The 15,443-nt window shown below is 35.5% G+C and carries 11 protein-coding genes; all 11 read left to right on the plus strand.

Features of this window, described 5'->3' with window-relative positions:
- Positions 1–6 precede the first annotated feature (6 nt).
- The 11 genes from dnaE to xerC all read left to right on the plus strand — a co-directional run bounded on the left by dnaE (position 7) and on the right by xerC (position 15,426).
- Positions 7–3,351, plus strand: coding sequence for a DNA polymerase III subunit alpha (gene dnaE / locus E4Z98_RS03775; RefSeq protein ID WP_135253651.1), 3,345 nt, complete (start codon positions 7–9; stop codon positions 3,349–3,351).
- Between the two features lie 141 nt (positions 3,352–3,492).
- The gene (gene pfkA / locus E4Z98_RS03780) at positions 3,493–4,455 is read left to right on the plus strand and encodes a 6-phosphofructokinase (protein ID WP_135253650.1); all 963 of its coding nucleotides are present in this window, start codon (positions 3,493–3,495) and stop codon (positions 4,453–4,455) included.
- 26 nt (positions 4,456–4,481) lie between these two features.
- The gene (gene pyk, locus E4Z98_RS03785) at positions 4,482–6,224 is read left to right on the plus strand and encodes a pyruvate kinase (RefSeq protein WP_135253649.1); all 1,743 of its coding nucleotides are present in this window, start codon (positions 4,482–4,484) and stop codon (positions 6,222–6,224) included.
- Between the two features lie 115 nt (positions 6,225–6,339).
- Positions 6,340–7,776 (plus strand): S41 family peptidase, encoded by a 1,437-nt coding sequence (locus tag E4Z98_RS03790; protein WP_135253648.1) that lies wholly within the window; start codon positions 6,340–6,342, stop codon positions 7,774–7,776.
- Between the two features lie 18 nt (positions 7,777–7,794).
- Entirely contained in the window at positions 7,795–8,334 is a 540-nt protein-coding gene (lepB, locus tag E4Z98_RS03795; RefSeq protein ID WP_135253647.1) for a signal peptidase I, read from the plus strand.
- Positions 8,335–8,349: 15 nt separating this feature from the next.
- Positions 8,350–9,222, plus strand: a complete 873-nt coding sequence (ylqF, locus tag E4Z98_RS03800) for a ribosome biogenesis GTPase YlqF (RefSeq protein ID WP_135253646.1) — start codon at positions 8,350–8,352, stop codon at positions 9,220–9,222.
- A complete protein-coding gene (locus E4Z98_RS03805) occupies positions 9,206–9,970 on the plus strand; it encodes a ribonuclease HII (protein ID WP_135253645.1) in 765 nt (254 codons plus the stop codon). The genes ylqF and E4Z98_RS03805 overlap by 17 nt, the downstream gene beginning before the upstream one ends.
- Before the next feature lie 55 nt (positions 9,971–10,025).
- A complete protein-coding gene (gene dprA, locus E4Z98_RS03810; protein WP_135253644.1) occupies positions 10,026–10,937 on the plus strand; it encodes a DNA-processing protein DprA in 912 nt (303 codons plus the stop codon).
- A 54-nt stretch (positions 10,938–10,991) separates the two neighbouring features.
- A complete protein-coding gene (gene topA / locus E4Z98_RS03815; protein WP_135253643.1) occupies positions 10,992–13,070 on the plus strand; it encodes a type I DNA topoisomerase in 2,079 nt (692 codons plus the stop codon).
- Positions 13,071–13,085: 15 nt separating this feature from the next.
- Positions 13,086–14,381, plus strand: coding sequence for a methylenetetrahydrofolate--tRNA-(uracil(54)-C(5))-methyltransferase (FADH(2)-oxidizing) TrmFO (trmFO, locus tag E4Z98_RS03820; protein ID WP_135253642.1), 1,296 nt, complete (start codon positions 13,086–13,088; stop codon positions 14,379–14,381).
- A 148-nt stretch (positions 14,382–14,529) separates the two neighbouring features.
- The gene (gene xerC / locus E4Z98_RS03825; RefSeq protein WP_135253641.1) at positions 14,530–15,426 is read left to right on the plus strand and encodes a tyrosine recombinase XerC; all 897 of its coding nucleotides are present in this window, start codon (positions 14,530–14,532) and stop codon (positions 15,424–15,426) included.
- The last annotated feature ends 17 nt before the right edge of the window (positions 15,427–15,443 follow it).

Here is a 15,443-nt window from a genome sequence, read left to right on the forward strand (position 1 = left end):
ATGTCAATGGAAAACGTACAATTATATAATCAAACAGCTTTTTCATTACTGAAAAGTACCAATCGTATTCAGGACTTTGTAAAACAAGCGAAAAAGCTAGGTTATTCAGCACTTGGGATAGCAGACATTAATACCATGTCAGGTGTGGCAGATTTTTATCGTGCATGCAAGTCTGAAAACATCCATCCGATAATTGGTGTAACTATAGAATATACCGTCGAAACACTTGAACATTTAACATTTAAATTAGTTTTTTATGCTAAAAATAAAAAAGGTTATCAACACTTAATCAAACTATCAACACTGAAAATGATGCATCAACATCAAGCTGTTTTTTTAGAGCAATTACTCCCTTATTTTTCAGATTTAGTAGTTGTTATTCCAGCAGAAGAATCACAACTGAATTATCACTTAAAAAAAGATAACCAACAAGCAATGGCTTCATTCATTTCATCTATAACAGCGGTTGCGGATAATGCTTCTATTTATGGAGGAGTAGCTAATTATTTGAATGATACCCAATTAAACAGTTTACAGGGAGCATATAGCTTACTGAAGATTCCAATGGTCGCTTTTGAAGATAGTCGTTATTTACTACCCAGTGATCATTTTTCTGTAGAAATCTTACATCACATTGATTTGGGAACACGTTTAGAAAGTTTGGAGTACCAAGAAGCGGGTTCGTATTACTTGCAAAGTCCAGAATCAGTTTGGAATTATTATGACGCAAGTGAACATTTAGATGCTTATAAAAATGCCCATGCTATTGCCGAAGCTTGTCAATTTGAGATGGATTTTAGTCAAAGTTTATTGCCTCATTTTGATACACCTGACAATTTGTCAGCAGGCGAGTATTTACGTCAATTATGTTTTGAATTTTTACCACAACGGATACCAGAATATGATGAACGCTATGTTGAACGTTTAGAAAAAGAACTTGGTGTGATTCATGAGATGGGCTTTGACGATTATTTCTTAATTGTTTGGGACGTGATGCGTTTTGCTGAAGAGCAAGAAGTCGTAACAGGTGCCGGAAGAGGTTCGGCAGCAGGGGCTTTGGTTTCTTACGTTTTATCGATTACAGATGTAGATCCTATCAAGTATCATTTGTTGTTTGAACGTTTTTTAAATATAGAGCGAAATAGTATGCCTGATATAGATATAGACATTCCTGATAATCGTCGGGATGAAATTTTGCATTATGTACATGACAAATATGGTGATACGCACATGGCCCAAATTGCCACATTTGGTACGATGGCTGCTAAGATGGTTTTGCGAGATGTCTGTCGTGTATTCGGTCTGTCTCAGAATGAAGCTTCTGAATGGTCAAATGCCGTTCCTAATGTGTTGAAAATTACGCTTAATGATGCGTTTAATCAATCAAAAAAACTACAAAAACTTGTAGAGAGTTCAGAACGTAACCAATTGATTTTTAAAGTGGCTAGGCAATTAGAAGGACTGCCTCGACATGTCTCTACTCATGCGGCAGGTGTCGTTATTAGTGATATTGAGTTAACCGATGTCGTTCCACTGCAAGAAGGGTCAGAAGATATTCCTCTAACGCAATTTGCAATGGGAAATGTTGAAGCAATTGGTCTTTTGAAAATGGACTTCTTAGGTTTAAGAAATCTTTCAATTATTGATGACGCCTTACGTCATATTAGACGAACTACGGGTACTAAATTAACACAAAAGATGATTCCTATGAACGATCCCAAGACGCTTGCCTTATTTAAAAAAGGGCAAACATCAGGTGTTTTTCAATTTGAATCTGCAGGTATTCGTAATGTATTACGAAAAGTATCACCTGAATCAATTGAAGATATCGCAGCAGTTAATGCTTTATATCGTCCCGGTCCGATGGAAAATATTGAAACATTTGTTAAGAGAAAACACGGTCAAGAAGACATTCAATATCCACATGAGAGTTTAAAAGATATTTTAGATGTGACGTATGGCATTATTGTGTATCAAGAACAAATTATGCAAGTAGCTGCTAAAATGGCTAATTTCACTTTAGGACAAGCAGATATTTTACAGAGAGCTGTTAGTAAAAAAGTTAAACGGGTCTTAGACGAGCAAAAGCAACATTTTATTGATGGGTCCGTTTCCAATGGTTATACACTGGAAGTCGCAGAAGAAGTTTATCAATACATTGAAAAATTTGCTAATTATGGTTTCAATCGTTCGCATGCGATGGCTTATTCTTTTGTCGGGTATCAAATGGCCTACTTAAAAGTGCATTATCCAGCGGCATTTTTTGCTGCCTTATTACACTCGGTTCGTCATAATTTAGAAAAAATCAAAGAATACATCGCGGATGCAAGAAAATACGGCGTGGTAATTAAAGGGCCAACGATTAATCGTTCATCGTATAGTTTTTCTTTAACAAAGAATAACAAAATATTGTTTGGTTTTAGTTCTTTAAAAGGCCTGCGACGTGATTTTGTAAAAGAGTTAATTGCCGAGCGAAAAGAAAATGGCCCTTATACTAGTTTTGATAACTTCTTAATTCGAAATGACAATAAATGGCTTAAAAAAGAGTGGCTAACGCCTCTTATTCAGATTGGAGCATTTGATGAGATTGAAAAAAATCGTCGAGAATTGATGAAGAATCTAGATGGAAATATTGCCAATGTATTAATTAGTGGAGGAAGCTTTGATATGCTTGCAACACTTGAACTCAAGGAAAGCCAACTACCAGATTATTCGCTTGAAGAGAAATTAACGTTTGAAGAAGAATTACTAGGTGCATACGTATCAGGACATCCGGTGAATCAATATAAGAGTATCAAACTAGTCAAACAGGCTATAAACATTTCTCAATCATTAGTTGGTAAGCATCAAACGTTTTTAGTCTATTTAAAAAAAATTCGTGAAATTAGAACGAAAAAAGGTGAGACAATGGCATTTTTAGAAGTTTCTGATGAAAGTGGCGATTTATCGTTAACGGTTTTCCCAAGTGCTTATCGTAAGTTTTATAGTCAACTAAAAGAACACAATGTTTATTTAGTTAGTGGTAAAGTTGAAGAAAGTCGTTACAATCAAGAACGTCAACTACTAGTTGAACAATTAGAGCCAATCGAAACATTGTCACAACAAATTGGTTCATCTGTTTGTTATCTTAGACTTTCAAAAGATATCAATCACCCAAAAGTACTAGCTGAAATAAAAGAATTAATTAAGGATTATAAAGGTAATAATCCAGTTATTTTATATAATGAACAAACAAATCAGCGAAGTATGTTGAATCAATCGTTATGGATAGAACATAATCAAGAGGTAAGGACACACTTAGTGGCACTACTTGGTGAAAAAAATGTTGTTTTTGATAAAGGGTCAGTTTAATAAGAAAAGACAAAATTTCTGTGTTTTTTTGATATTTAGTAAGACAATTGTGTCAAAAAATGGTAAAATACTATAGGAATTGAATTTTGGTAATTTATACATTTATTTTTAGATGTTAAAAAATATGTTGAGGTGGAAAAAATGAAGCGTATTGCTATTTTAACTAGTGGTGGAGACGCACCAGGAATGAACGCTGCAGTTCGTGCGGTTGCGCGTAAAGCAATTTTTGAAGGATTAGAAGTTTACGGTGTTAATTATGGGTTTGCTGGTTTGGTAGCCGGTGACATTCGCCGTTTAGATGTTGCAGACGTTGGAGATATTATTCAACGAGGTGGAACATTCTTATATTCAGCACGTTACCCTGAATTTGCGACAGAAGAAGGACAATTAAAAGGAATCGAACAACTTAAAAAATTCGGCATTGAAGGATTGGTTGTTATCGGTGGAGATGGTTCATACCATGGAGCAATGGCGTTAACTCGTCATGGTTTCCCAGCTATTGGTATCCCAGGAACAATTGATAATGATATTCCAGGAACTGATTATACAATCGGTTTTGATACAGCTATTAACACAGTTTTAGAGTCAGTTGATAGAATTCGTGACACTGCAACTTCTCATGTACGTACATTTGTTATCGAAGTAATGGGACGTAATGCTGGAGACATCGCGCTTTGGGCGGGTGTAGCAGGTGGTGCAGATGATATTATCATCCCAGAGCATGACTTTGACATGGCTGAAGTAGCACAACGTGTGAAAGATGGTCGTGATCGTGGTAAAAAACATTGCTTAATCATTTTAGCTGAAGGTGTTAAAGGCGGTAATGAATTTGCAGAAGAATTAGCAGAGCATGGTGATTTCCATACACGTGTATCTATTTTAGGACACGTTGTTCGTGGTGGTTCTCCATCTGCTCGCGACCGCGTATTAGCAAGTAAATTTGGTGCCAAAGCTGTTGAACTTCTTTTAGAAGGAAAAGGTGGCTTATGTGTTGGAATGAGAAATGAAGAAGTAATTGCTTCTGATATTATTGATACACTTGAAAATGGTAAGCATCAACCAGATCTTTCTTTATACAAATTAAATAAAGAAATTTCGTTTTAAAATATATTGAAATAGGAGCGCATAACATGAAAAAAACTAAGATTGTATGTACGATTGGGCCTGCTAGTGAAACAGTTGAAACACTTGTAGAATTAATTAACGCTGGGATGGACGTTTGTCGTTTGAACTTCTCACATGGTGATTACGAAGAACACGGGAACCGTATTAAAAACATTCGTGAAGCAGCAAAAATTACAGGAAAACGCATCGCGATTCTTTTAGATACAAAAGGACCTGAAATTCGTACAAATAACATGGAAAACGGTGCAGTAGAATTACTTACTGGCGAAACTATCCGTATTTCTATGGAAGAAGTTTTAGGAAATGCTGAGCGTTTTTCAGTTACTTATCCAGAATTAATCAACGATGTTGAGGTTGGTGGACATATTCTTTTAGATGACGGTTTAGTTGATCTAGAAGTAATGGAATTGGATCATGCTAATGGAGAAATCGTTACGCGCATCTCAAATGACGGTACATTAAAAAATAAAAAAGGTGTTAATGTGCCAGGTGCTTCAATTAATTTACCTGGTATTACAGAAAAAGATGCATCTGATATCCGTTTTGGTATCGAACAAGATGTTGATTTTATCGCAGCAAGTTTCGTTCGTCGTCCAAGCGATGTATTAGAAATTACTAAAATTTTAGAAGAAAACGATGCAACACATATTCAAATTATTTCTAAAATCGAAAACCAAGAAGGTGTTGATAATATCGACAGCATCTTACAAGTTTCAGCTGGTTTAATGGTTGCTCGTGGTGACTTAGGCGTAGAAATCCCAACAGAAGAAGTACCAGTTGTACAAAAAGAATTAATCAAAAAATGTAACGCTGTAGGTAAAACAGTTATTACAGCGACTCAAATGTTAGATTCTATGCAACATAATCCACGTCCAACACGTGCTGAAGCAAGTGACGTTGCCAATGCTATCTACGATGGTACTGACGCAATCATGTTATCTGGTGAAACAGCTGCCGGTGATTATCCAGTAGAAGCTGTTACAACAATGGCGCGTATTGCATTACGTACAGAAGACGCATTAGTTGATCAAGATGTATTTGCATTGAAACGTTTTAGCCAAACTGATACAACTGAAGCAATCGGTCAATCAGTAGGACATACAGCACGTAACTTAGGAATCAAAACAATTGTTGCAGCAACAGAATCTGGCTACACTGCTAAAATGATTTCTAAATATCGTCCAAAATCTCATATCGTAGCAATGACTTTCGATGAAAGAAAAGCACGTAGTTTAGCTTTAACTTGGGGTGTATTCCCAGAAGTAGCTGAAAAACCTGAATCAACAGATGATATGTTTGCTCGTTCAGCTGAATTAGTTCAAGACTTAGGTTTTGCTAAAGAAGGCGATTTAGTTATTATTACTGCTGGTGTTCCAGTAGGTGAACGTGGAACAACTAACTTAATGAAAATTCATTTAATTGGTTCTAAATTAGTTTCTGGACAAGGAATTGGTGACAAACCAGTATCTGCTCATGCTGTAGTAGCAACAACTGCTGAAGAAGCAACAGAAAAAATGACTGAAGGCAGCATTTTAGTTGTGAAAACAACTGATAAAGATTACATGCCAGCAATCGATTTAGCTAGTGCTTTAGTAGTAGAAGAAGGCGGCTTAACATCTCATGCAGCTGTAGTAGCAATTGCTAAAGGTATTCCTGTTATTGTTGGAGCTGCTGGAGCAACTTCATCAATCGAAGCAGGAAAATTAATCTCTGTTGATCCTAAAGCAGGCGACGTTTTCTTAGGATAATATATTCTAATAGTTAGACATTAAAGAATAGAAACTGAATAGTTTCTATTCTTTTTTTTTAAGCTTATGCGTGTTAAACTAAAGCTTAGGAACTTAGTAGAGGAACGTGATAGTAATGGATTCTAATAAAAAATTTTCATATAAACATATAATAATGACTGCACTTCTTTCAGCAGGGGTAGCCCTTGGTGGTAGTTATTTAATTTTAGACGGCCAAAAATTATTGACTAGTACGTCTAGTAATACGGTAACACACGAGAAATTTTCACAGGTAGAGAATGTTTTTGATTTTATTAAACAAAATTATGTAGGTGAGATTGACGATACAACATTAATCAATGGCGCATTAACGGGAATGACTGATGCAATAGGTGATCCTTATTCTAATTTTTTGACAGGTTTGTCAAAAGACTCGCTTGATGAAACTATTGATGGAGAATTTGAAGGTATTGGTGCAACGATGTCTTATGCCAACAACTTACCTTTTATTGTTGAACCACCCATACCAGGTTCGCCTGCCGAAAAAGAAGGATTAAAAGTAAATGATAAAATAATAAAAGTTGATGGAAAAGAAATTGAAGGCGAAACGTTAACCGATGTTGTGAGTAAAATTCGTGGAAAAAAAGGAACAAACGTTACATTGACAATTGAACGTGAGGGAGAATTAATGGACGTCACTTTAACCAGAGATGTGATTCCTATTCAATCCGTTTATCCAGAACTTGCGAAAGATAATAAGAATATAGCTGTTATTAGAGTCACCACGTTTAATGGTAATACAGCGCAAGATTTCTTTACATCTATTGAAAAGATGAGAAAAGAAGGTGCCAAGCAATTTGTCATTGATTTAAGAGATAACCCAGGTGGTAGCTTACAAGAAGTTTCTAGTATGTCTAGTGCGTTCTTAAAAGACGGTGAAATCATTTTCCAAGTAGAAGATAGTCAAGGTAACAAAGAAAAAGTCAAAGCCGGTAAATCACTAGATAAGGGTCAAAAAATTAATGAACCTATTGTCGTATTAGTCAATGAGAATAGTGCGAGTGCATCGGAAATATTTGCAGCAGCAATAAAAGAAAATAAACGTGGCGAAATTATGGGAACTAAGACATTTGGTAAAGGCACGATGCAAACGGTTCAGCCGTTAACTGAAGATACTGAATTAAAGTTAACCGTTAATAAATGGCTAACGCCTGATGCAAATTGGATTAATAAAAAAGGATTGAAACCTACGATTGAGATAAAAACACCTGATTATTATTCAGTGAAGGTAATGGATAAAACTAATTCCATGCAATTAGGTTCATCTGGAGAAAGCGTTAAATCACTAAATATTATGCTGGATGCTTTAGGTTACAGTGTGGATAAAACAAGTGATAAATTTAGTGAACAAACGACAGAAGCTGTAATAAGTTTCCAAAAAGAACACAAGATTGAAGTGAATGGTATAGTTAATAAAGAGACAGCTACTAAAATTGAAGAAGTCTTATATGCTTTTATTAAAGAAAATGATAATCAATTAACTGAAGCGATAAATGAGTTAAGTAAATCCTAGAAGAAAAGAGTGGCCGTAATGAATAATGATTTTCTAGAAAGATTGATTTATTGGCTGAAAATTACCGTATTCGCAGCTTTTGTTGTTCTAATAGTAAGAGGTTTTATTTTTATTCCGATGACTATAGAAGGCAATTCGATGGAAAAAACCCTTCATCAAGAAGATCATATAATTTATGAGAAATTTTCGAATATTGAACGCTTTGATATTATTTTGTTTAGAGCAAGCGACGGAACAGTAATGGTTAAAAGAGTTATTGGTCTACCTGGGGAACATGTGGCTTATTATAATGATGAGTTATTGATCAATAATAAAAAAGTAGCTGAGCCTTATCTAGATGAGGTGAAATTAAACCATTTAGCCAATCACTACACGACAAATTTTGATAGTAAAGAAATTTTAGGAAAAGACAATTTGTCAGAAGATGGATATTTTGTCCTTGGTGATAATCGTCGTGTGAGTAAGGATAGCCGATCATTTGGTGAAGTAACAGCTGATCAAATTATTGGTCGAGCACGAATGATATACTACCCATTGAAAGATATAAAATTATTGTAGAAAAGGAAGTTTTTTATGAAAGTAATACAGTGGTTCCCTGGTCATATGGCCAAAGCTAGAAGAGAAGTAACAGAAAAGTTGAAATATGTCGATATTGTCTTTGAACTAGTGGACGCTCGTCTACCTATTTCAAGTCGTAATCCTATGTTAGATGAAATTGTACAACATAAACCGCGCTTAATGTTATTAAATAAAGCTGACTTAGCGGACCCTATTCAAACACAAAAATGGCAACAACATTTTGAAAAGCAAGGATATTCAACATTAAAATTAAACTCTCAAGAAGGAAGAGGCGTTAAACAAATCGTTCCTGCTGCCCAAGAAGCATTAAAAGAAAAACGTGAACGTCAAAAAGCAAAAGGGATTAAAGAACAACCCATCCGTGCAATGATTATTGGTATACCTAATGTTGGAAAATCTACATTGATGAATCGTTTAGTTAAGAAAAATATCGCAAAAACTGGAAATAAGCCGGGTGTAACTAAAGGCCAACAATGGTTGAAAGTTGGTAATGAGCTAGAGTTATTAGATACACCAGGTATTTTATGGCCTAAATTTGAGGATCCAGAAATAGGGAGAAAACTTGCTTTAACAGGTGCGATTAAAGATAATTTACTTCATCTAGATGATATTGCATTATATGCTATTCAATTTTTTAATGATTATTACCGTGAATCATTAGGTAAGCGTTATGCCTTTTCAGAAGATGATTATGCGCTAAATAATGTCGATCAATTGATGTTGATTGCTAAAAAACGAGGCTTTAGAGATGATTATGAACGTGCTAGCGAAATGTTGATCCAAGAAATTCGTACAGGTCAAGTGGGACGCTATACCTTAGATCGTGTGGAAACATGGGAGGAAGAACAGCTTGACACTAACGATTAAAGAAGTAAAAACGCTTTTGCTTGATCGTGAGACATCAAACCAAGTCATTGCAGACTTACGTTTAGATGAAAGAAAAGGCGTACAAACATTATTGGCTCAATATGATCGTCGTATTGAAAAAGAGAAAAAAGCCCAAGAATTGTTTGAATATATGCAGACATATGAGCGTGAGGCTAGGCATCATCAATATCAGTTAATTGCGGGAATTGATGAAGTGGGCCGTGGGCCGTTAGCTGGTCCCGTGGTAGCTGCAGCGGTTATTTTACCAGAAGAAGTAGATTTAGTAGGTATTAATGATTCTAAACAATTAAGTCATGCAAAGCGTGAAATTTTGTTAGATAAGATTAAGGCACAAGCGTTGGCAATTGGGATTGGGATTGTTTCACCAGAAGAAATTGATCGAATTAATATCTATGAAGCAACAAAAGTAGCGATGATTAAAGCGATTCAACAACTTAAGCCAACGCCAGATTATTTATTGTTAGATGCGATGAAGCTACCGACTATTGCTCTTCCACAAGAATCTATCATTAAAGGAGATACTAAAAGTATTTCAATTGCTGCAGCAAGTATAGTGGCAAAAGAAACAAGGGATCAATTGATGAGCAAATATGATCAACAATACCCAGGTTATGGATTTGCTGATAATGCAGGCTATGGAACAGCTAAGCATTTAGAAGGGCTAAATACATTAGGCATTACACCTATCCATAGACGTACCTTTGCACCTATTAAAGATATGATTTAAAAAATGAAAGCCACTCTTAATCACTAATATAATTAGTGAAAGGGAGGCTTTTTTTATGACTAATCAACGTTTTGAATTATTTTTATTAAAACATTTACATGGTATTGGTAATAAAGGGCTACTAAAATTGCTCAATCATATTATATTAAACGGAGAAACAATTAAAAATTATGCTGCAACTGACTTAATGAGGATAGCAGGCGTTTCAACACGTTATCAACCACTATTTGAACAAAGTGTTAAGATGATTTGGAATCATCAGGATGAATTATTAGAAGCGTTTTATCGTACCGAATTTCTAACTATTATGGATGAAGATTATCCGATGTTATTATTAGAAACATACAATCCGCCTGTTGGTTTATTTTATAAAGGGGATAAAAAACTATTGAGAAATGCCACTTTAGCAGTAGTTGGTACACGTGAAGCAACGTCCTATGGTAAAAAGCTAACTAATAAAATAGTTGCGGATTTAATTAAGCAACAGTATACTATCGTAAGTGGACTAGCTAAAGGTATTGATACATTTGCACATCAAGAAGCAATAGCAGCTCAAGGTCAAACTATCGCGGTTGTTGCACATGGTTTAGATAAAATTTATCCTAAAGAAAATGCAGAACTCTTTGAGAAGTTGTCCACTAGTCACTTAGTTTTATCCGAATATAAGGAAGGGACTTTACCAAAGAAACATCAATTCCCTATGCGCAATCGAATCATTGCAGGTCTATCACATGGTGTTTGTGTGATAGAAGCCAAGCAACGAAGTGGTTCACTCATTACAGCACAACAAGCTTTAGACAATAATCGAGAAGTATTTGCAGTTCCAGGACCAATTGATGCGTCTAATTCGGAAGGTTGTCATGAATTGATCCAAAATGGTGCAAAACTTGTGACATCTGCCAACCATATAATAGAAGAAATTAAACAATTTCGACTAGATAATGTTGACAAACGTTTGACGAAATAATAATATATGATACGATTTAAAAGTAGAATCGTTAAATAAAGGTGGTTAGTCGGCATGGTATTTAAATATTTGGTGATTGTAGAATCACCTGCAAAAGCAAAGACTATAGAAAAGTATTTAGGAAAAAATTATAAAGTGGTCGCAAGTGTCGGTCATTTAAGAGATTTACCAAAAAGCCGAATGGCCATAGATTTTGAACATGATTATGAGCCAGAATATATCTCAATTAGAGGTAAAGGCCCAATTATTAAAGAATTAAAAAAACAAGCAAAAAAAGCCCAAAAAGTTTATCTCGCAAGTGACCCGGATAGAGAAGGGGAAGCCATTGCGTGGCATTTGGCTCATTTGTTAGATTTGGATTTAAATGATGATAATCGTGTAGTATTTAATGAAATTACCAAAGACGCGGTTAAAGCAGCATTTAAAGAACCAAGAAAAATTAATCTAGATTTAGTCGATGCGCAACAAGCTCGACGTATTTTAGATAGAATTGTTGGTTATTCTATAAGTCCATTATTATGGAAAAAAGTAAAAAAAGGTCTAAGTGCGGGACGTGTTCAATCGGTTACACTTAAAATGATCATTGATCGTGAAAATGAAATTAAAGCGTTTATTCCAGAAGAATATTGGTCTATCACAGGTAATTTCTTAAAAGGACGTAAGAAATTTAAAGCAGCCTTTTATGGGATTGATGACAAAAAAATGGCATTAAAAAATACAGATGAAGTGCAAGATGTTCTTAAAAAGATAGACAATGATCAATTTGAAGTAACGGATATTATTAAAAAAGAACGAAAACGTAATCCGGCTAAACCATTTACAACAAGTAGTTTACAACAAGAAGCTGCAAGAAAAATTAACTTTAGAACACGTAAGACGATGATGGTCGCGCAACAGCTTTATGAAGGAATTGCTATAGGTAAAGAAGGTACTGTCGGGTTAATTACATATATGCGTACGGATTCAACTCGTTTGTCTGATACAGCAAAGACAGAGGCAGCTAAATATATTACAGAAACCTATGGCGAGGAATACTCTGTTGGGATGAAGGCTGATGGTAAGAAGAAATCTGGTTCTCAAGATGCCCATGAAGCGATTAGACCATCTAGTATTTTTAGAACACCTGAATCATTAGCTAAATATTTAGACAAAGATCAAATGAAGTTGTACAGCTTAATTTGGTCTCGTACAGTGGCTAGTTTAATGACGCCTGCCGTTTTAGATACAATGCGCGTTAGTTTGACACAAAACGGAGTCATTTTTGTCGCTAATGGCTCTAAAGTGAAATTCCCTGGATTCATGAAAGTTTATATTGAAGGTAAAGATGATGGCAAAGAAGAAAAAGAAAATATCTTGCCTGATTTGTCTGTAGGAGAAATGGTTAAATCGGTTGATATTGAACCGAAGCAACATTTTACTCAACCACCTGCAAGATATACTGAGGCAACTTTAGTTAAAACGCTAGAAGAAAACGGTGTAGGACGCCCCTCAACTTACGCGCCGACATTAGAAACCATCCAACGTCGCTATTATGTGAAGTTGGTCCAAAAGAGATTTGAACCAACAGAATTAGGCGAAATCGTTAATGAGTTAACAGTCGAGTTCTTCCCCCAAATTGTTAATATGAAATTTACAGCTGAAATGGAAACAGAGCTAGATAATATTGCCTTAGCAAAAGAAAAATGGGTAGATGTTATTGATAGATTTTACAAGCCATTTAAGGTAGAACTGGATAAAGCAGAAGTTGGAATGGAGAAGGTACAAATCAAGGATGAACCAGCTGGTTTTGATTGCGAATTATGTGGCTCACCAATGGTCATAAAACTAGGCCGTTTTGGTAAATTCTATGCTTGTAGTAATTTTCCTGAGTGTCGTCATACATTAGCAATTGTTAAAGAAATTGGGATGAAGTGTCCAACCTGCCATGAAGGCGAAGTTATTGAACGTAAGACGAAGAAAAATCGTATTTTTTATGGATGTAGTCGATACCCTGAATGTGAATTTACTTCTTGGGATAAACCAATTCCAAGAGATTGTCCAAAATGTAATCATTTCTTAGTTGAGAAAAAAGTAAAAGGTGGCAAACAAGTCATCTGTAGTCATTGTGACTATAAAGAAGAAATTCAAAAATAAAATTAGAGGTGAAGTATGGAACCCGTTGTTAAAATAATTGGTGCCGGTTTAGCCGGTAGTGAAGCCGCTTGGCAAGTTGCGCAAGCTGGTGTCAAAGTGCATTTATATGAAATGAAAAAAGAAAAAAGAACACCTGCGCAATCAACAGATAAATTTGCAGAATTGGTGTGTTCAAACTCATTGCGTGGTCGCAGTATTACCAATGCAGTTGGCTTGTTAAAAGAAGAGATGCGCCATTTCGATTCATTAATTATGCAAGCAGCTGATGCAACGGAGGTTCCAGCGGGTGGTGCTTTGGCGGTAGATCGTCATTTGTTCGCTGACTATATTACAGATAAAATTAGAAATCATCCGAATATCACTGTATTTGATGAAGAAGTACAACACATACCAGAAGATGGTGTGACCATTGTAGCAACAGGTCCACTAACTTCTGATACATTAGCAGCAGATATTGCGGCATTTACTAAATCTGAAGGTTTATATTTTTATGATGCGGCGGCACCTATCATTGAGAAATCATCTATCAATATGGACAAAGTATACTTGAAATCACGCTATGATAAAGGTGAAGCAGCGTACTTAAACTGTCCAATGAACAAAGAAGAGTTTTATGCTTTTCGTGAAGCCTTAGTCTCAGCAGAAGCGGCTCCACTAAATAGTTTTGAAGATATGAAAGTCTTTGAAGGCTGTATGCCAATTGAAGTGATGGCTGAACGTGGAGAAAAAACGATGCTATTTGGACCAATGAAGCCTGTTGGTCTAGAAGATCCTAAGACAGGTAAACGACCTTATGCGGTGGTACAACTACGTCAAGATAACGCAGCAGGGTCACTATTTAATATGGTTGGTTTCCAAACACATTTGAAATGGGGCGAACAAAAGCGTATTATCCAAATGATTCCAGGTTTAGAAAATGCTGAAATCGTTCGTTATGGTGTGATGCACCGTAATACGTTTATGAACTCACCAAAGATTATGCAACCAACTTACCAAACACGTGAACGTGAAAACTTATTCTTTGCTGGTCAAATGACGGGTGTTGAAGGCTATGTTGAAAGTGCGGCCAGTGGTTTGTTAGCAGGAATTAACGCTGCTAAATTAATCAAAGAAGAAGCTCCTATTATTTTACCTCGTGAAACAGCTATCGGTGCTATGGCATATTATATTACGCATGCTGAAGGCAAACATTTCCAACCAATGAATGTTAACTTTGGTATTATTGCGCCTTTAGATGAACGAATTCGTGATAAAAAAGAACGTTACACTGCAATTGCAGAAAGGGCTTTAGCAATTATCGAAAAAATTTAATAATCGGTAATCAGACCTACGAGAAATCGTAGGTCTTTTCTGATTGATTACTAAATATTTTTTTTAATATTTTATTAATTAATACGCAAGTCGGATTGTCAGGTAAAAATTCTTATGATAAGGTTAACAAGTAAGGGTGGTAATGTAGATGAAAGAAACATGGTTAGAGAGTTTTTTGACGTATTTAGTAATAGAAAAACATTTTTCGGAGCACACTAGAAAAGCTTATCATGATGATATTACTGACTATATGAATTTTTTGGAAGAAACTGGAGATGCTGATTTTTTTAGCGTAACCCCACAAGATGTCCGAGTCTATTTATCGTATCTTTATGATAAGAATTATAGTCGAACGTCTATTAGTCGTAAGATTTCAAGTTTGCGTTCGTTTTATCATTTTTTATTACAACAAGAGCAACTCACTGAGAATCCTTTTTCCTATGTACAGATGAAAAAAGGTCAATTACGGTTGCCACGGTTTTTATTTGAAAAAGAGATGGATGCATTGTTCGAAACGGCTAAAGGTGATACACCGCTTGATTATCGTAATCTTGCTATTTTAGAATTAATGTATGGGACGGGTATCCGTGTGAGTGAATGCTCAGGAGCCTTGATGAGCGATTTGGATTTCAACTTAGGTGTTATATTAGTGAGAGGTAAAGGTAATAAAGAACGTTATGTTCCATTTGGTTCATACGCTTCAGATGCGCTAACTGATTATATTGAGAACGCTCGCAATCCCTTGATGAGCAAATATGGTAAATCGCATGACGTGTTATTTGTCAATCATTACGGTGACCCAATCACCTCTAAAGGTATTGAATATATCTTAAAACAACTAATTAAAAAAAGTTCTTTAACAACGGATATTCATCCACATATGCTTCGACATACATTTGCAACACACCTTTTAAATAATGGAGCGGATATGAGAACCGTTCAAGAATTATTAGGTCACGTGAGTTTATCTTCTACACAAATTTATACGCATGTGACGAAAGAAAATTTACAAAAGAGTTATCGTAATTTTCACCCACGTGCTTAGTGAGTGAGCGATAATAT

Origin of the sequence: Vagococcus xieshaowenii, from assembly GCF_004792515.1 — a bacterium.
GTDB lineage: Bacteria > Bacillota > Bacilli > Lactobacillales > Vagococcaceae > Vagococcus_A > Vagococcus_A xieshaowenii.